Raw genomic sequence first — 16,578 nt, 5'->3', positions numbered from 1 at the left:
GCGAACATTTCCAGGGAACGTTATGACGCATACTAAGGAACGCAGGGATTTTTTTCGCATTAACGACATCATCGGCCTGTCCTATACCGAGCTGACCGGCGACGATGAGCCAAAATACCCGGACGTTTCGGGCGAAATGGGCCTGCCACTGGCCAACCTGCTCGGCGAAGTGGATGCCACCTTCAACAATATCGCCAACACCATCTGGAAAGAAGAGCCGACGGTGGCCCAGGCCCTGGGCCTGTTGAACAGGAAGATTTCCTTGCTGGCTGCGCATATCATGCAGGCAGACGGCTCAGACGCGGACTCCTACCAGGACATTATCGTCAGCCTCAGTGGCTGCGGCATGGGCTTTCACAGCAACGAAGCATTAACGGAGTCTGCCCGCCTGCGTGTCGCAGTGATCCTCAAACCGTCTCACGTGGAAGTAAAATTCACCGCCACCGTGGTCAGTTGCGAGCCGCTGCCGCCGGAAAAAAAGCACGCTTACTGGATTCGCATAAGTATCGACAAAGGCAACGATGCAGCACAGGAACAACTGATCCAGCACGTGGTGCAAAAACAGTACTCATCTATTGCTATCAGCAAAACCTGAAAGCTGTCAGGCCGCGGCCACGCCGTTACGCGTGGTCGTCGATAAACCCGCCTTTATGCGGCACCTCGTCAGTCTCCACCTCGTCCTGCTCCGGCGCCTTCTGTTCCGGTTCTTTCTGTTCCTTCGGCGGCTTGCGTGGTGCGTCCTCGTCGGAGACAGGCCGTGGACGCGGTATCGGGACAATATGTGCGGGACCCAGTTTATCTACCATTGCCAACCCCCTGCTGTGCTACACAGCGCGTATCGGATGGATATTGCTGCTTTCAGGTAAAACAGCTGTCATTCCTGCGAAAGAAAAAACCTGTAATGCCCGCAGGGAACACGACCAGGCCCGACGTACGGTTTTTCCACAGGGATTTTCAATTTCCTTCCAGCGCAGACATGGCGCCCTCCTTGAGCATTTCGAACTCATACACCCGCTGATTGCCATCGCGCTCCAGCGAGGCCATCACCACCACCACGACACGGCGATTCTTGGCACGCCCCTCCTCGCTGTCGTTGTCTGACACGGGCTGGTGCTCACCATAACCAATTGAGGCCAGGCGTGAAGGCGCAATGCCATTGCGCTCAAACAGGCGCACAACCGCTGCCGCGCGCGCAGAAGAAAGCTCCCAGTTGGAGGGGAAGGTATCGGTCTGTATGGGCTCGTCGTCAGTAAAGCCCTCCACGTGAATACGGTTGGGCAGATCGGCAAAAACGCCGGCCAGGTTGACCAGGGTGGGCACAGATGCGGGGATCAACTCACTGCTGCCACTGAGGAACAGCAGACTGGACTTGATCTCCACTTCCAGCCAGAACTTGTTGCGCTTGACGTCGATAAGGTCGTCGTCCAGCCACTCCTCCATTTCCCCCTCCACGCTGTTGGAAATGTCGTTCACTTCCGCCTCGGCAGCGTTGAGCAGGCGCTGGGAGAAGTCATCCTCAGGCTCAGGCTCAGTTTCTGCAACCGCAGGCTCCGCTGGCATTTCGCCCCCGGGTCGCAGCGGAGGCAACACCGCGTCGGCGTCGGCGGGAACAGCAGCGACGGGGAGCGAAGCAGCCAGCAAGCGAGCGCGCACAACATCGTCGGCGGGCACGCCCTGCGCGGTGACACCCTGCTCACCGAAGGCGTTGACCATGGCACCGGAGAGCACACGATACTTGTCCTCGTTGACCGAGCTGATGGAGTACATCACCACGAAGAACGCAAACAGCAGGGTGATGAAATCCGCATAGGAAACCATCCATCGCTCGTGATTGATCGGCTGGCTTACCTGCCGCGCCCGTCTGGCCATCGCCTGGTTGCTTCCCTATCTCAGGTATCCTTCGAGCTTGCTGGCTATGGTGCGGGGGTTTTCCCCTTCAGCAATACCCACCATGCCGTCCAGCAACATTTCCCGGTACTGGGTCATCTCGTCGGCTATTGCCCGTATCTTGTTGGACATCGGTAGAAACAGGAAATTGGCAAAGCCCACGCCGTAAATGGTTGCCACAAACGCCACGGCAATACCCGGCCCCAGGGCCGCCGGGTCAGCCAGGTTATTCATCACGTGAATCAGCCCAAGCACGGCGCCAATGATACCGATGGTGGGCGAATAGCCACCCATTGCCTCGTAGACTTTGGCCGCATTGGCCTCATTGATTGCCAGGCTGTCTATTTCTATTTCCAGTGCCTTGCGCAGCTCGCCCGGTTCACTGCCGTCCACCAACAGCATCAGGCCTTTGCGGGTAAAAGGGTCAGGCTCTTTATTGGCGATATTCTGCAGGCTTAACAAACCGCCCTTTCTTACCGTCTTGCTCCAGGCATTAATGCGGCGCAGGGATGCCTCGGCATCGATTTTGGGTGGAAAGAACACCCATGAACCGCGCTTGATACCCTGCACGAAAGTCTTTAGCGGTATCTGCACCAGGGTAGCGCCCAGGGTGCCACCAAACACCACAACAAAGGCGGTGAGCTGGATCAGCGACTCGGTGTGGCCGCCCTCCAGCAGGTTGCCGCCGAAGACGGCCAGAAACGATAACACGATTCCCAGGACGGACAGGTAATCGACTCTGTGCCTGGCCACCGAACTCACCCGTACAGACCCCGCACTGTCGCCGGCCTGCGTTGGTAGCAGACCGCGATGACGTTCATGCCAGTCATATCAGGAGGCATCGTTTTGCATCTTTGCGCGCAGTCTTGCCAACGCCTGTCCGTGTATCTGCGACACCCGCGACTCGGACACGCCGAGGATCTCGCCGATCTCTTTCAAGTTCAGTTCTTCACCATAGTAAAGCGACAGCATCAGCGTCTCCTTCTCTGGCAGGGACTGTATCGCCTCCAGCACATGCTCCCGGGTCTGCCCCTGCTCAAAGACATTCAGCGGATTGGCGCCATCGCCATCGCCTGCTTCCTCCACGTCGTCCAGCGAGGCCAGTCGGCTGTAGGCAAGCTCCGCACTCAGCTCGTGATACTCGGCAACGCCAATGCCCATCTGTGCGGCGATCTCCTGATCGCTGGCGCTGCGCCCCAGTCTTGCCTCAACCCGCGAGATGGCCTCGCTGACATCTTTCAGTCCTTTCTGTACTGAACGCGTTGCCCAGTTGTTGCGGCGCACCTCGTCGAGCATGGCCCCTTTAATGCGTATACCGGCGAAGGTACTGAAGTTTGCCCCCCGCGACGGATCATAGGATTGACTCGCCTGCATCAGGCCGATAATGCCCACCTGCATCAGGTCATCCAGCTCGATATGCGGCGGCATGCGACCCACCAGGTGCAGGCCGATCTTTTTCACCAGCGGCAGGTATTCCCTGACCAGCTCGTCAACGCTCCTTTCCTGAATATCGGCATACATACTGGTTTCGCTCATGTAGACAGTTCTGCTCCGACACCGCTATCTACTATGCGCTCAAAGAAGAAACCCAATCCCGACACCGCGCTTTCGCCGATGGGCTCGCCGCCGATTTTCTCCGCCAATCTGGTAATCGCCCTGGCCGACATACAGAACGGATAGGTGTGGGACACCGCGACCTGCTCGCGTATTGCGCGGCGCATCTGGTGGTCGCGGGGCACCGCCCCGAGGTAGGAGAGCTTCACGTCGAGGAAGCGGCCGACCACCTTGTCCATCTTGGCAAACAGGTTTTTGCCGTGGGCCTCGTTTTCCACCATGTTGGAGAGCAGGTTGAACGACTTCACACCGCAGTCCTGGTTGAGCACCTTGATCATGGCGTAGGCGTCGGTAATGGAGGTGGGCTCGTCGCACACCACCACGATGATGTCCTGGCAGGCGCTGCTGAAACGCAGCACGCTGGAATCCAGGCCCGCGGCGGTGTCGACCACAAGCGTATCCACCGGCACCGACATTTCACTGAATGCACTGATCAGGCCCGCCTGTTGCTGCTCGCTGAGGCGCGACAGTGCACCAATGCCCGAAGCGGCGGGAATGATGCGTACCCCGCTGGGGCCTTCCAGCATCACATCTTCCAGGCTCTTTTCACCATCCAGCACATGGCTGATGTCAAACCGCGGGCGCAAGCCCAGCGCCACGTCCACGTTGGCGAGGCTGAGGTCGGCGTCGAACAAGATCACCCGCCTTCCCAACTTGGCCATGGAGATGGCGAGGTTTACCGCGACACTGGTCTTGCCCACTCCGCCCTTGCCGCTGGTCACGGCGATCACCTTCATCGGTACGGAGCCCGAACCGGCGCCCATTTCCTGCATTCGTGTTGTCATGATTCTCTACACTGTTACTGATTGTCGGGTATAGGCGCGCGCACTGCTTTGCTCGCCGCTCTGCCGTGGGTCGGCCTGTTCTGCTTCAAGCGATTTCACCGCCAGGGAGAGCAGGTCCGCTGCACGAGCCGGCTGCATGTCCCGGGGGATTTTCTGGCCATCGCACACATAGCTGACGCGCAGGCCCTGCTCAATGACGGTATCAAGCACGTTACCGATGGCTTCCGTTTCGTCCACCTTGGTGATCATCGCGCCGGCCAGCACCTGCGCCCCGAACACCTGCACCGTTTCCTGCAGGGTCTGCTGCTGGGCAGAGGCCGGCAGCACCACATAACTCTGTATGTTGAAGCCCACGGAATTGATCATCTTGAACTGCTTGAGCATTAGCGCGTCCTTCTGGCTGAGCCCGGCGGTATCGATCAGCACCAGTTTCTTTGACTTCAGCCGCGACAGGGCGCGCTTGAGACTGCGCGCGTCAGGGGCGGCGATTGCCGGCACTTCAAGGCGGTCAGCCAGGGTCTGCAGCTGCTCCTGTGCGCCAATGCGGTAACAATCGGTGGTGATCAGGGCCAGGCCCTCACGGCCGTGGCGCAGTACGAATCGCGCGGCGATTTTCGCCAGCGTGGTTGTTTTACCCACTCCGGTGGCGCCCACCAGGCAGACGATGCCGCCCTCATCGAGAATGTCGTCGGCGCCGGTAACACCGATACGCTGGGCGAGCAGGCCCAGCGCGCGTGTCCAGTTTTCTTCCAGGTCGCCGTGCTCAGGCAGCATATCTGTAATCAGGCCGGACAGAGAACGTGACAGCCCCAGCTTTTGCAGCCTTGCCAGCAGGGCACTCTTAACCGGTGGCGCGTCTACCGCTTCCCGCCAGGACAGGTTTGACAGGCGCCCCTCTATCATTGAGCGAAGACTTTCCAACTCGCGCTGCAATTCCGCCAGCGTGGTGGCCTGGCCACCGCCGGGAAAAACCAGGGTGTCACTCAGTGCGGGCTGTGGCGTAGGGGGAGCCGGGGCAGCGGCGGGCGCGGATTCGCCATAGGCTGCGGCGGCGGACAATTGCGCCTCGTCAAGATCCAGCGCGGCGACCAGCTCCACCTGGCCGCCAACCTTACGGTTGGAAACGATAACGGCATCCGGCCCCAGTTCCTGGCGCACCCGCGCCATGGCGCTGCGCGTATCGTTATCCAGAAATCTTCTTATTTTCATGTCTTGTTATCCAACCTCCCACTGCCCGGCGCTCAATTGCCAGCCCCCGCTAACTGGGCCTGGCCGCCAATCACCTCGACCACCTTGATGGTCTTGCTGGCCGGCACTTCTTCATAGGCCAGGACATACAACTCCGGCAGGCGACTGCGCACCAACCGGGAAAGCAGCAGACGTATACCGCCGCTTACCAGCAATACCGCTGAACTGCCCTCGGCCTCCAGGCGCATCGCGGCCTCTGCTATCTGGTTGATCACGCCCTCGATCAACGAGGGCTCCAGACCGCCGGCACCTCCCTGCACAGTACGTTGCAATATTTGTTCCAACTGTGCGTCCAGGGTGATCGCCGTCATCTCACGCCCCACACCGGTAACTGCCTGACAGATCGCGCGCCCCAGGGCCACACGGACCCGTGCGGTCAGAGCGTCAGTATCCTGACTATTTGCCCCCTGCTCCGCCAATGCCTCGGCGATTGTGCGTACATCGCGTATGGGAATACCCTCGGACAGCAGGTTCTGCATCACCTTGGTCACCATCCCCAGGTCGAGGAGCTTGGGCACCAGGTTTTCAACCAGCTTGGGTGATGACTGGGCCAGCTTGTCCAGTAACTGCTGCACCCCGTCCTGGCCGATCAACTCCGCGGCGTTGGTCTTGATGAGGTGACTGAGGTGCGTTGCAATCACCGTGCTGCCATCCACTACCGTGTACCCCATGGCCTGGGCATCGCTGCGCAGCCCCGGGTCTATCCACACCGCATCCAGGCCAAACGTCGGGTCCTTGGTCACAGCGCCCTCGAGCTGGCCGTAGACCTGCCCGGGGTTGATGGCCAGTTCCTTGCCGGGATACACCTCACCTTCACCGACCATGACGTCATGAAAACTGATCTGGTAGTTATTGGGGGGCAGGTCCAGGTTGTCGCGTATGTGTACCGAGTGGACGAGGAAGCCCAGCTCCTGTGAAAGTTTCTTGCGCACACCCTTGATGCGACTGAGCAGTTCGCCGCTCTGGTTCCTGTCCACCAGTGAGATCAGCCTGTAACCCACTTCCAGTCCGATCTCATCCACCGGGGTGACATCTTCCCAGCTCAGGTCGCGCACTTCCGCCGGCTGGTCCTCAACGACTTCCTCCGCGGACAGCACTTCCACCTCCTGGCGCTGCGTCCGATTGTAGGCAATTACCAGCAGGATAGCGGCGAAGGACAGAAACACCAGGTGAGGCATTCCCGGCACCAGGCCCATAATGCCAATCAATGCCGCGGTAACCTGCAGGGCGCGCGGATTGCCGAACAACTGGCCGATCACCTGCTGCCCCATGTCCTGAGCATCGGACACCCGGGTGACGATGATTGCCGCGGCGGTAGACAACAACAGTGATGGAATCTGGGCGACCAGGCCGTCGCCTATCGTCAGCAGGATATAGTTGTTGGCCGCCTCGGCACCGGTCAGCCCGTGCTGGAATACGCCCACGGCGAAGCCGCCGATGATATTGATGAACAGTATGAGAATGCCGGCGATGGCGTCGCCGCGCACAAACTTGCTGGCACCGTCCATGGCACCGTAGAAATCCGCTTCTTTGGAGACCTCCTCACGGCGGGTCCTGGCCTCGTCCTGGCTGATCATGCCCGCGTTGAGGTCAGCGTCGATGGCCATCTGCTTACCGGGCATGGCGTCGAGAGTGAAGCGCGCGGTGACCTCGGAGATGCGTCCCGCACCCTTGGTGACCACCACGAAGTTGATAATCACCAGGATCGCAAACACCACAATCCCCACGGTGTAACTGCCGCCCACCACGAACTCACCGAAGGCCTGAATCACCTTGCCCGCCGCGCCCGTGCCGTTGTGACCCTCCAACAACACCACCCGGGTGGAGGCCACGTTCAGCGACAACCGCAACAGCGTGGCCACCAGCAGCACACTGGGGAACGCGGCAAAGTCCAGCGGCCGCGAGGCATAGACCGCAGCCAGCAGCACGATCATCGCCAGTGCGATATTGAACGTGAACACCAGGTCAAGAAAGAACGCCGGCAGCGGCAGAATCATCATCACCAGTATCATGAACAGCAGCAGCGGCGTACCCAGCCCGCTGAGCGCTGCCATGGTCACGCCGCCGAACCCTGCGCTACCCACTGATTCACTCGTCGCCATTTAAATCCTCCCGATACAGATCGCGGTATTCCTCAGGCACCGCATCATTGCCCGGTTTTTCCAGATGCGTATCGCTGCCACTGGCCTTCAGCTGATAGATGTAGGCCAGCACTTTCGCTACCGCCAGGTAGAGGTTGCGGGGAATTTCGTCGCCGATGTCGGTGGTGGCATACAGCGCGCGGGCCAACGGCGGGAACTCATAGCTGGCCACGTTGTGCTCGGTGGCAATGGCGCGGATTTTCAGGGCGATGAGGTCGCGACCCTTGGCGACCACCCGCGGGGCGGAGCCCGCCGCTTCGTCGTAGCGAATGGCGACAGCAAAATGCGTAGGGTTGGTGATCACCACGTCTGCCGCAGGTATGTCCTGCATCATCCTGCCCTGGGCAATCTCCCGCTGCAGGGCCTTTATGCGGCTCTTCACTTCCGGACGACCGTCAGTCTCCTTCATCTCGTCCTGCACTTCCTTGCGCGTCATTTTCAGCTGCTTGTTGTGATTCCAAAGCGAAAACGGTACATCGAAGGACGCGATCACCCCCATGGTCAGGCTGAGAATTACCAGACCCCAGGTGAGCATGGAGGATGACGCCATCGCCGCAGCGTCGGGCGCGTGTTTGCTGAGCACCAGGATATCGTCGACCATGGCCATGAACAGCAATGCGGCGGCGGTGCTGAGGAATACAAACTTGAGCAGCGTCTTGACCAGTTCCATCAGCCCCGTCGGGGAAAAGATCTTTTTCAGGCCCTTCAGCGGGCTGAGCTTCTCCAGCTTGAAGGCGGCATTGGACAGGGTGAACACCCAGCCACCCATCAGCATGGGACCCAGCAGCGACCCGGCAATGGCGATCAGGAAGAACGGCGTGAGAATCAGAATAGCGGCAACGATCACTTCCATCAGGCGCGCGACAATCTGCTCCTGCGCGTAAACCATGTTCTGGTCGATGGTCAGCGACGCGGCAAACAGCTGCGCGAAGTCGTCCGCCATGGAGCCGCCCAGCAGGGCCAGGGCCAGTGCTCCGGAAAGCAGCGAGAGCATGGTATTGAGCTCGCGCGAGCGTGCCACCTGGCCTTTTTTACGCGAATCCTGTTTGCGTTTCGGCGTTGGCTGCTCTGTTTTTTCCTGTGCGCTGCTATTCTCGTCTGCCATTCAATACCCTACCTGAACAGCTGCAACGTCTGCGCCAGGCTTTCGTCGAACAGTTCTATGAACAGCGAGAAAGCCACGGGCAGCGACAGAAAGATGAAAATGAAACCGGCAAGAATTGTCACCGGGAAACCGACAGCAAAGATATTCAGCTGGGGCGAGGCGCGGGTGATCACGCCGAAGGCGAGGTTGATCAGCAGGATCGCGGTAAGCGCCGGCAGCGCCAGCAGCAGCGCGCTGGCAAACAACTGGCTGCCCCAGTACACCACGTTCATTGCGGTCTGCCCCATCAGCAGGGGATCGCCCACGGGGAACAGGGTGAAGCTCTGCACCAGTGCCTGTATCAGCACCAGGTGGCCGTCCACGGCAAGGAAGATCAGTGTGGACATAATCACGTAGAACTGACTGAGCACCGGCACCTGCACACCGTTCTGCGGGTCGACCGACATGGCAAAACCCAGGCCCATGGTCATGGCCAGCGATTGCCCTGCGACCACCGCTGCCGCAAACACCATCTGCATGAGAAAGCCCATGGCAAGCCCCACGAATACCTGCTGTGCGGCGACCACCGCGCCGGCGGACGACAACGGGTCGATGGTTGGCGGCGCCGGCAGTGCGGGCGCAACCAGAACTGCCAACAGCGCTGCCAGCACTATGCGCACGCGTACGGGAAGGCCACCGGCACTGAAGATCGGCGCGGCGAGAAACAAGGCGGAGAGGCGCAGAAACGGCCAGAAGAAGCGCTCGATCCACGACAGCAGCTCTACGTCTGTAAACATGGGCGCGTCATCCGATCAGCCCCGGAATGGCGGCAAACAGGTTGCGGGTGTAATCCACAACCACGTGCAGCATCCACGGACCCGCAAGCAGCAAGGCAAAAACCAGGGCGATAAGCTTGGGAATGAAACTGAGAGTCATTTCCTGGATTTGCGTGGCGGCCTGGAAAACGCCGATCAGCAGACCCACAGCGAGCGCCGAGAGTAATAACGGGCCTGCCAGCAACATGGTGATGTAGAGCGCTTCCCTACCAATATCCAGAACAGCTTCAGGATTCACCGGCGCGCCCCTACGTCACGAAGCTGCTGGCCAGGGTGCCTACGATCAGCGACCAGCCATCAATAAGCACGAACAGCATCAGCTTGAAGGGCAGCGAAATCAGCATGGGCGAAAGCATCATCATGCCCATGGACATCAACACACTGGCCACCACCAGGTCGATCACCAGGAAGGGAATAAATATCAGGAACCCTATCTGGAACGCCGTTTTCAATTCACTGGTCACAAAGGACGGCAGCAACACCTTCATGGGTACGTCGTCCTCGTCCTGGAAGGCGTCGTAGCCACCCAGGTCGGCAAACATCATCAGATCTGCTTCGCGCGTCTGGTTGAGCATGAAATCGCGAAAAGGCAACTTGGCCTTTTCCAGCGCCGCTTCGAAGCCGATCTCGCCCTCCATATACGGAAGCAGCGACTCGCTGTAGGCTTTTTCCAGTACCGGCGCCATGATGAACAGGCTGAGGAACAGTGCCAGGCCCAACAATATCTGGTTAGAGGGCGTCTGGGCCGTGCCCAGTGCCTGGCGCAATATGGCCAGCACAACAATCACCCGGGTGAAGGACGTCATGGCCAGCAATGCAGCCGGCAACAGCGTGAGCGCCGTCATCAGCAGCAACACCTGCAAACTGACCGAGTAGCTGGCGCCGCCGTCGCTGGTGGGCTCCACGCTCAACAGCGGTATAGCGGTTTGCGCCGACACCATGCCCGGCAGCAGCACCAGCGCCAGGCCGAGCAGGGCGGAAGCGTACCTCATGACTTACTCCCGCCGCTGTTGGCCGCCTTGAGCAACGCCGCGAAGCCTTCATCTGCTGACTTACCGCCGTGATCATCAATGTCGCCGGAAAACGTATGCAGCGTGCGCAGGTTACCCGGCGCAACACCCAACACCAGCAACTGATCCACCACCCGCACCAGCATCAGCTTCTCGCGTCCGCCCAGCCGGGTGGATGCCAGCACCTGTATCTGTTTTTCGCCACTGCCGGGTACGGCGTTAAAACGCTTTAAAACCAGTGCCAGCACAAACACTGCCGCCAGCACCAATAACAATGAGCCCATCACCTGCAACAGGTATTGCGTACTGAGAATGTCATGGGATTTCTGGCCCACACCCGCAGCCAGCGCAGACTGCGCGCACCACGGCAAGGCAATCACGCATGAGCAGGCGGCTGCGAGGGACTTCACGTTGATGACCGGCTTCACTTCAATCCATTGAGGCGTTCAGAGGGACTGACAATATCCACCAGCCGCAAACCAAACTGACCGTCCACAACCACCACCTCGCCACGGGCCATCAGGGTTCCGTTAACCAACAGGTCCAGGGGCTGGTTTACCTCACGGTCCAACTCGACTACCGCTCCCTGGTTGAGCCGCAGCAGTTCCTTGATGGGCAGCCGGTTGCGCCCTATCTCTACCGACAGCGTCACCGGCACATCAAGCAGCGCGTCGAGGTTGATCTCCGCACCTCCTTCTGTTGCCGCGGCACCGGCCACCGGACTGCCGGCCACCGGATTGCCGGCCACCGGATTGCCGGCCACAGCGGCGGCGGGCGCATCGACGGCCTGCGCTGCATCACCCTCAACGGCCTGCTCCAGCATCTGGCTCAGCGGTGCGTTCTCTTCTTCAGCCATATATCACCCCCAAAAGGCACTAGGCAGCATTGCCACCCTGTTGAATAAGGTCTTTTATCTTTATCGACTTCTTGCCATTGATAACGCCGTGCTCGCCCATTGAGAACGGCACGCCTTCGATCAATACGGTTACTTCGTCCGGCATCTGGATCGGGACGATTGCCCCTTCTCTGTAGGTCAGCACGTCGGCAATGCTGACCGTGCGGGTAAAAAACGCGCCGGTAATTTCCAGGCTCACGGACCCCAGCGCAGTGCGGAAGTGACGCTCCCAGTCTGCGCTGGCTTGCGGGCGCACCTCCGGAGGCAGCACACCAAGGCGCGCCCGCAGGGGTTCCAGGGTGGCATACGGCATACACCAGTCGATGGAAAACTCGCATTCCAGGGCGGTTACCGCGAAGGAGAAGCGCAGAATCAGATCGTCCTCCGAGCCGATACGCATGTGCTCGGGGCTCTGCTCAACGCTGTGCACCAACGGCGTCAGCGCCACCTTGTCTTTCCATACAGTCTGCAGGCAGTCCAGAAAGCGGCCGCAGAATACGTCGTTGATGCGCCGCTCTGTCGGCGTAAGCTCCTTGCCTGCAGTACGACCACCGGATGCACCGGGAACGCCGCCGAAATAACTCTCCACCAGGAAAGAGAGGAAGTCACCGGGCAGCACCACACAGGACACACCGTTCAGCGGCCCGAGGCTGAACAGGTTTATCCCTGCGGGCTCGGTCACCCCCTGCATGGCCTGACTGGCGGGCAGCATGGCCACTTTGGCGGGCACGACCTTGACCGGCATCTTGTAGGCGTCCATCAGCATCTGCTCCAGCGCCGCCGCGTGTCGCTCAGTCAGGGTCTCCAGCGCCGGCATCTGCGCCAGCAACATATGCTGGCGGCTGGCAAAATCGAACAGCTCGCAATCCCGCAGGGCCGCACCCGATGCACCGTCGACACCCTCATCCGAGATGGTGTCCATGAGGGCATCGAGCTCTTGCTCTGTGAGTACGTCGCTGCTTTCCATTTACGGCTACTGCATGACAAATGCGGTGAAATAGACTTCCTTGACGCCATCGGGCCCAGGGAACTTCACCGTCTCATTGACGGCACCCAGCACCTCTGCACGCAAAGCCTCCTTGCCTTCAGGCGTGGCCAGCACGTCAAAGTCCTTCGCCGACAAGAGCATGATCAGCGTGTTGCGCACCGCCGGCATGTTGGCCTCCACCTTGTCGATGATGCTCTGCTCATGCGCCATGATCTGCATGCTCAGCTGCAGGTAGCGGGTGCTGCCCTTGTGCTCGTAGTTGACGACGAACTCAGGCCTTAGCGCGAAGTAGATCGGGTCTTTTTCCTCGACCACAGGGGGTGCGCTGCCTTCACCGCCTTCGACACTGGCCGCCGCGGGTTCTTCCTTGAGCAGAAACACGTACGCCGCTGCGCCGCCGCCTACCAACAGCAGCAGTACAACCGAGATTATGATCACTTTTTTCATGGCCTGGATTCCTTAGCTTCATTCCGGTAGCCCCCTGCGGGGTGTTGGGCAGTACCGACGGGGGTTGTAGCGGAGCACATCAACAGCGCCCCGCGAGCACCTGCCTTACCATGGGGTAGCAAAAGGCGTGCCATATTATTTTTCCCACAAAATCAACAGGTTAGGGAATCACCACGAAAGAAGGTCAGAGAATTGACGTAGCCCGGGGCCAGCAGGGACGGGTGACTGGCGGCCATCCACTGATGATGGGGGGGGGTAATAGAGAGGCCCGCACAGTGCGCAGTTCGGGCTCGCGGTCGCTTTCGGCAGGGCGCTACAGCGCCGGGGCACTGTCAGTGAGCGTGGCATGCCCGGATCAGACGTGCAGCGCCCCTGACTCAAACATAGTGATCGATCATGCCGCGCGGTTGCGCTGACCGCAATGGGCCGACCACATCCTCTGTGGACAATGAGTCCTCCAGCCTGGAGACGTCACGCCCATCGTCGCCGGCAAAGGTCCGCTCACGACCCTGCGACTGTGACTGGTCGGCCACATCGCTCTGGGCCAGTTGTAATCCGCTTTGCTCCAGCATTTCACGCAACCTCGGCATGGCCTGTTCTATGGCTTCACGCGCCATCGCATTCTGTACCAGGAAGTGCACGCGGGTCTGGTCACCGTCGGTGGCTATCTGAATCTCCAGGCGCCCCAGGTCGGCCGGGTGGAGCTGCAGGCTGGCCTCCTGCACACCATTCTTCACCATCACCGTGAGACGACCGGCAAACTCACTGTTCCAGGCCCGATCACCGGGGCGCAGCAACGCCGAGCCCTCCGCGCGCTGGGCCAGCTGTAATTCACCGGCGCCCTCCGCCATCACTCCGGACAGGGGCTGCCCCAACAGCGACGCTGTCGCGCTGGCAGTGGGCTGCGGGGCATCCGCGATGCGCGGTACCAGAGCGTCCGGGAACATGCGATCGGCAAACGATCTCCCGTTGCCGTCCTTAGCGGGGGCAACAACGTCGGCCAGATTAGGCATACCGACAGCGGGAAGGGAGCGCAGATCCTGCGTGGCCAGTGGCCGACCCTCGACCGCCGGCTGCGACACCGCCTGCGGCAGTACTTGAGGCGGCGAAGGCAACCCGGGCTCGGTAAGGCGCAACCCCGGTGTGGTGTCGCTGGCCTTGCCAGCCTGCAACATCCGTCGCGGTACCGCTGCGGCCGGTGGCGCCACAACCGGAGAGGCGACAGCACCCGGCAGACGTCCCTCGGTGTCGTCGACAGCGTGCGCCTCAGCAAGCTGCTCTGCCAGGTTTGCGCCCAGCGCAGGGTGAACAGGCTGTAGCTCCGAGGCCGTATCAGGCGCCGATTCTGCGGGTCGCTTGTCCTGCACTGCGGGCTGATAGGGTGTGGGGGTGGGCACAGGACTGGCGGTAGTGGATACCAGCAACTCTTCCGCAGAGGCGGTATCACCCTGTGCGGTCTGATCGCGCCCGGAGGCCGCACCCGCGGCAGTGTCCGTTTGCGCAGGTGTGTCTGCTTCTGCCTCGGCTGTGGCCTGGCCTGCGGGCGGCAGATTCTCGCCATCGGACTGCAAATTCTTGCCGCCGCCCCGCTCGCCGTCCGGTCCGGACGAAGACTCGGGCGCAGGGGCCGCGCGCGGCGCCTCGTCTTTGTAGACGTCACCGAACGCCTTCCCGGCGTCCTGTGTACCAGGCTCAGCGGCGCCCGGCGTCTGGCTGCCTCCACCGACCAGGGGGAGTAACTGTTTTCCGGCTACTGGAAGCACGGCACGTATCCTTCATGAAAGACTCTCTATTCATGAATAAATAGCAATTTACGTGCCAGCGTCATCCCGCTGGTCACTGCGGTACCTGGCCATGGACCTGTCGTCAGACTCTTTCTGTTCCGCCTTCTCCCTCGCTCGCGACTCTCCCTTGAGCCGCTGATCCACCAGGTGGTCCAGCGCCTGCTTGCGCTGGGAGCGCGAACGGTAACTCGCTTCACTGTCGGCCAGGTCGGCAACCGAACTGTCCACATGCTGCCGCTGCTCCTCGATAGCCTGGTTGAGGTTACCGATAAACATGCGGTAATCCTGCATCTGTGCAGCCGATATTCCGCTCTGGCCTTTTTCGCGCAACGCGGCCTCATACTCGTCGCGAAAACGCTGCAGCTGCTCTAGTTGCTCCAGCTTGTCCTGGTGGCTCTTGTGCGATGCAGAGAGTTCACGCGCCGATATCTGCTCCGACATTTTGGCGAACACTGCCAGTTTCTTCAGCTTGTCTGCACTCATGATTCGTTATCCGCCACCGGTGCTGAACAGATCTCAAACAGCCCGCGCAGGGCCTGCAGGCTGCCGGACATATCAATTTTTTCGGCCGCGTCCTGGGCGATAAAGGAGCGAATATGTGGCGCGGCGATGATCGCCCGGTCCACGCTGGCGTCAGCGCCCTGCTGGTAAGCGCCAATATTGATGAGATCCTGGTTTTGCTGATACAGCGCGTACAGGCGCTTTACCTCACGCGCCATCTCCTGCTGCGGTCCGTCTGCGATTGCGGTCATCAGGCGGCTGACCGAGGGCTCGATGTCAATCGCGGGGAACAGGCCGGAGTCGGCCACCTCGCGGGAGAGGACAATGTGACCGTCAAGAATCGCCCTGGATGCGTCGGACACCGGATCGTCAAAGTCACCGCCCTCCACCAGCACTGTATAAACCGCCGTGACCGAGCCACTGGCACTGTTGCCCGCCCGTTCGACAATGGCCGGGAGCAGTGAAAACACCGACGGCGGATAGCCCTTGGAGACCGGCGGCTCTCCCACGGCCAGGCCAATTTCACGCTGCGCCTGGGCGACCCGGGTCAGCGAGTCCATCAGCAGCAGCACGCTCTTGCCGCGGGTACTGAAATACTCGGCAATGGCGGTAGCGCGCCAGGCCCCGTGCACACGCATCAGCGGTGAGTCGTCCGCTGGCGTGGCGACCACAATAGCTTTCGCCAGCGCTTCCTCCCCGAGAATTTCGTCCACAAATTCACGCACTTCCCGGCCACGCTCTCCGACCAGGCTGACCACAATCACATCGGCCTCGGTATGTCGTGTCATCATGCCCAGCAGCGTACTCTTGCCCACGCCGCTACCGGCAAACAAACCCATACGCTGCCCTTTACCCATACTCAGCAGGGCATTGATGGCTCGCACCCCCACATCCAGGGGCTCATTGATGGGCGTGCGGTCCAGCGGGTTGATGGGCGTGCCGCGCAGGGGTATGTGATGCAGGCAGCTGATGGCGGGCCCGCCGTCGATTGGTTTTCCGGCCCCGTCAATGACCCGGCCCAACAGGCCGTCACCCACTTCAACCACCCCACCGCTGTCGAGTGGAACCACCCGCGCGCCGAGCCGCACACCGCGCAGGTTACCCTCGGGCATCAGGAACAGGCTGCCATCGGAAAACCCGACTACCTCGGCCTCCATGGAGGCGCCTTCGTCGGTGATAATTTTGCAGCGACTGCCAATAGGCGCCTGGCAACCCACCGCTTCAAGCTTGATACCGATCATCCTGATCAGCGAGCCCTCCTCCCGAAACAGCGTGGGCTGCAGCGCTGCCGAGATATGCTCAAGACGCCCGGTGACACGCTGCTCGCGCTCCACCTGTAGTTGCTCGGAGAGGCTCAC

The 16,578-nt window shown here is 60.7% G+C and carries 19 protein-coding genes; 1 reads left to right on the top strand and 18 read right to left on the bottom strand.

The annotated features are described in order from the left end of the window. Positions 1 to 22 precede the first annotated feature (22 nt). The gene (locus C0039_RS13035) at positions 23 to 595 is read left to right on the top strand and encodes a PilZ domain-containing protein (protein WP_075999231.1); all 573 of its coding nucleotides are present in this window, start codon (positions 23 to 25) and stop codon (positions 593 to 595) included. Between the two features lie 25 nt (positions 596 to 620). Here the strand turns inward: C0039_RS13035 and C0039_RS13030 are convergent, their stop codons facing one another. From C0039_RS13030 to C0039_RS12945, 18 genes are all read right to left on the bottom strand, one after another. After that, on the bottom strand, positions 621 to 806 hold the full coding sequence (locus tag C0039_RS13030) for a hypothetical protein (RefSeq protein WP_075999232.1): 186 nt from the start codon (positions 804 to 806) through the stop codon (positions 621 to 623). Between the two features lie 148 nt (positions 807 to 954). Beyond that, complete coding sequence (motD, locus tag C0039_RS13025; RefSeq protein ID WP_075999233.1) at positions 955 to 1,869, bottom strand: flagellar motor protein MotD; 915 nt, start codon at positions 1,867 to 1,869, stop codon at positions 955 to 957. A 15-nt stretch (positions 1,870 to 1,884) separates the two neighbouring features. After that, positions 1,885 to 2,640 (bottom strand): flagellar motor protein, encoded by a 756-nt coding sequence (locus C0039_RS13020; protein ID WP_101518305.1) that lies wholly within the window; start codon positions 2,638 to 2,640, stop codon positions 1,885 to 1,887. Between the two features lie 78 nt (positions 2,641 to 2,718). Then, positions 2,719 to 3,423: an RNA polymerase sigma factor FliA gene (locus C0039_RS13015; RefSeq protein ID WP_084179290.1), complete on the bottom strand. Its 705-nt coding sequence runs from the start codon at positions 3,421 to 3,423 to the stop codon at positions 2,719 to 2,721. After that, the gene (locus C0039_RS13010; protein WP_157516076.1) at positions 3,420 to 4,286 is read right to left on the bottom strand and encodes a MinD/ParA family protein; all 867 of its coding nucleotides are present in this window, start codon (positions 4,284 to 4,286) and stop codon (positions 3,420 to 3,422) included. Before C0039_RS13010 ends, C0039_RS13015 begins: the two co-directional genes overlap by 4 nt. Positions 4,287 to 4,292: 6 nt before the next feature. Then, positions 4,293 to 5,495, bottom strand: a complete 1,203-nt coding sequence (gene flhF, locus C0039_RS13005; protein WP_101518285.1) for a flagellar biosynthesis GTPase FlhF — start codon at positions 5,493 to 5,495, stop codon at positions 4,293 to 4,295. A 32-nt stretch (positions 5,496 to 5,527) separates the two neighbouring features. Then, entirely contained in the window at positions 5,528 to 7,636 is a 2,109-nt protein-coding gene (flhA, locus tag C0039_RS13000) for a flagellar biosynthesis protein FlhA (RefSeq protein WP_423810687.1), read from the bottom strand. After that, the gene (gene flhB, locus C0039_RS12995; protein WP_075999235.1) at positions 7,623 to 8,780 is read right to left on the bottom strand and encodes a flagellar biosynthesis protein FlhB; all 1,158 of its coding nucleotides are present in this window, start codon (positions 8,778 to 8,780) and stop codon (positions 7,623 to 7,625) included. Before flhB ends, flhA begins: the two co-directional genes overlap by 14 nt. An 8-nt stretch (positions 8,781 to 8,788) precedes the next feature. Then, entirely contained in the window at positions 8,789 to 9,556 is a 768-nt protein-coding gene (gene fliR, locus C0039_RS12990) for a flagellar biosynthetic protein FliR (protein ID WP_101518284.1), read from the bottom strand. 7 nt (positions 9,557 to 9,563) lie between these two features. After that, positions 9,564 to 9,833 carry a flagellar biosynthesis protein FliQ gene (gene fliQ / locus C0039_RS12985; protein WP_075999237.1) on the bottom strand — a complete coding sequence of 90 codons (270 nt, stop codon included), beginning with the start codon at positions 9,831 to 9,833 and terminating at the stop codon, positions 9,564 to 9,566. A 10-nt stretch (positions 9,834 to 9,843) separates the two neighbouring features. Then, a complete protein-coding gene (gene fliP / locus C0039_RS12980; protein ID WP_279304935.1) occupies positions 9,844 to 10,536 on the bottom strand; it encodes a flagellar type III secretion system pore protein FliP in 693 nt (230 codons plus the stop codon). Between the two features lie 47 nt (positions 10,537 to 10,583). Then, positions 10,584 to 11,015, bottom strand: a complete 432-nt coding sequence (gene fliO / locus C0039_RS12975; RefSeq protein ID WP_207796443.1) for a flagellar biosynthetic protein FliO — start codon at positions 11,013 to 11,015, stop codon at positions 10,584 to 10,586. A 14-nt stretch (positions 11,016 to 11,029) separates the two neighbouring features. Continuing rightward, on the bottom strand, positions 11,030 to 11,461 hold the full coding sequence (fliN, locus tag C0039_RS12970) for a flagellar motor switch protein FliN (protein WP_101518281.1): 432 nt from the start codon (positions 11,459 to 11,461) through the stop codon (positions 11,030 to 11,032). Between the two features lie 19 nt (positions 11,462 to 11,480). Continuing rightward, positions 11,481 to 12,467, bottom strand: a complete 987-nt coding sequence (locus tag C0039_RS12965; RefSeq protein ID WP_075999241.1) for a flagellar motor switch protein FliM — start codon at positions 12,465 to 12,467, stop codon at positions 11,481 to 11,483. Between the two features lie 6 nt (positions 12,468 to 12,473). Next, positions 12,474 to 12,935, bottom strand: coding sequence for a flagellar basal body-associated FliL family protein (locus C0039_RS12960; protein WP_075999242.1), 462 nt, complete (start codon positions 12,933 to 12,935; stop codon positions 12,474 to 12,476). A gap of 377 nt (positions 12,936 to 13,312) precedes the next feature. Next, positions 13,313 to 14,698, bottom strand: a complete 1,386-nt coding sequence (locus tag C0039_RS12955; protein WP_101518280.1) for a flagellar hook-length control protein FliK — start codon at positions 14,696 to 14,698, stop codon at positions 13,313 to 13,315. A gap of 48 nt (positions 14,699 to 14,746) precedes the next feature. Continuing rightward, on the bottom strand, positions 14,747 to 15,202 hold the full coding sequence (gene fliJ, locus C0039_RS12950) for a flagellar export protein FliJ (RefSeq protein WP_101518279.1): 456 nt from the start codon (positions 15,200 to 15,202) through the stop codon (positions 14,747 to 14,749). Beyond that, positions 15,199 to 16,578, bottom strand: coding sequence for a FliI/YscN family ATPase (locus C0039_RS12945; RefSeq protein WP_075999245.1), 1,380 nt, complete (start codon positions 16,576 to 16,578; stop codon positions 15,199 to 15,201). The genes fliJ and C0039_RS12945 overlap by 4 nt, the downstream gene beginning before the upstream one ends.

The organism is Pseudohalioglobus lutimaris, assembly GCF_002866825.1.
Lineage (GTDB): Bacteria > Pseudomonadota > Gammaproteobacteria > Pseudomonadales > Halieaceae > Halioglobus > Halioglobus lutimaris.
The sequence above is the reverse complement of the archived record's forward strand: the minus strand, read 5'-3'. Positions and strand labels throughout refer to the sequence as shown.

What these genes read in the sequence shown, in the direction of transcription:
- C0039_RS13015 (WP_084179290.1), bottom strand. Translation starts at nt 3,423, where the DNA reads ATGAGCGAAACCAGTATGTATGCCGATATTCAGGAAAGGAGCGTTGAC.
- flhB (WP_075999235.1), bottom strand. Translation starts at nt 8,780, where the DNA reads ATGGCAGACGAGAATAGCAGCGCACAGGAAAAAACAGAGCAGCCAACG.
- fliJ (WP_101518279.1), bottom strand. Translation starts at nt 15,202, where the DNA reads ATGAGTGCAGACAAGCTGAAGAAACTGGCAGTGTTCGCCAAAATGTCG.
- flhA (WP_423810687.1), bottom strand. Translation starts at nt 7,636, where the DNA reads ATGGCGACGAGTGAATCAGTGGGTAGCGCAGGGTTCGGCGGCGTGACC.
- C0039_RS13035 (WP_075999231.1), top strand. Translation starts at nt 23, where the DNA reads ATGACGCATACTAAGGAACGCAGGGATTTTTTTCGCATTAACGACATC.
- C0039_RS13010 (WP_157516076.1), bottom strand. Translation starts at nt 4,286, where the DNA reads ATGACAACACGAATGCAGGAAATGGGCGCCGGTTCGGGCTCCGTACCG.
- flhF (WP_101518285.1), bottom strand. Translation starts at nt 5,495, where the DNA reads ATGAAAATAAGAAGATTTCTGGATAACGATACGCGCAGCGCCATGGCG.
- C0039_RS12960 (WP_075999242.1), bottom strand. Translation starts at nt 12,935, where the DNA reads ATGAAAAAAGTGATCATAATCTCGGTTGTACTGCTGCTGTTGGTAGGC.
- fliP (WP_279304935.1), bottom strand. Translation starts at nt 10,536, where the DNA reads ATGGTGTCGGCGCAAACCGCTATACCGCTGTTGAGCGTGGAGCCCACC.
- fliR (WP_101518284.1), bottom strand. Translation starts at nt 9,556, where the DNA reads ATGTTTACAGACGTAGAGCTGCTGTCGTGGATCGAGCGCTTCTTCTGG.
- fliN (WP_101518281.1), bottom strand. Translation starts at nt 11,461, where the DNA reads ATGGCTGAAGAAGAGAACGCACCGCTGAGCCAGATGCTGGAGCAGGCC.
- C0039_RS13030 (WP_075999232.1), bottom strand. Translation starts at nt 806, where the DNA reads ATGGTAGATAAACTGGGTCCCGCACATATTGTCCCGATACCGCGTCCA.
- C0039_RS12965 (WP_075999241.1), bottom strand. Translation starts at nt 12,467, where the DNA reads ATGGAAAGCAGCGACGTACTCACAGAGCAAGAGCTCGATGCCCTCATG.
- motD (WP_075999233.1), bottom strand. Translation starts at nt 1,869, where the DNA reads ATGGCCAGACGGGCGCGGCAGGTAAGCCAGCCGATCAATCACGAGCGA.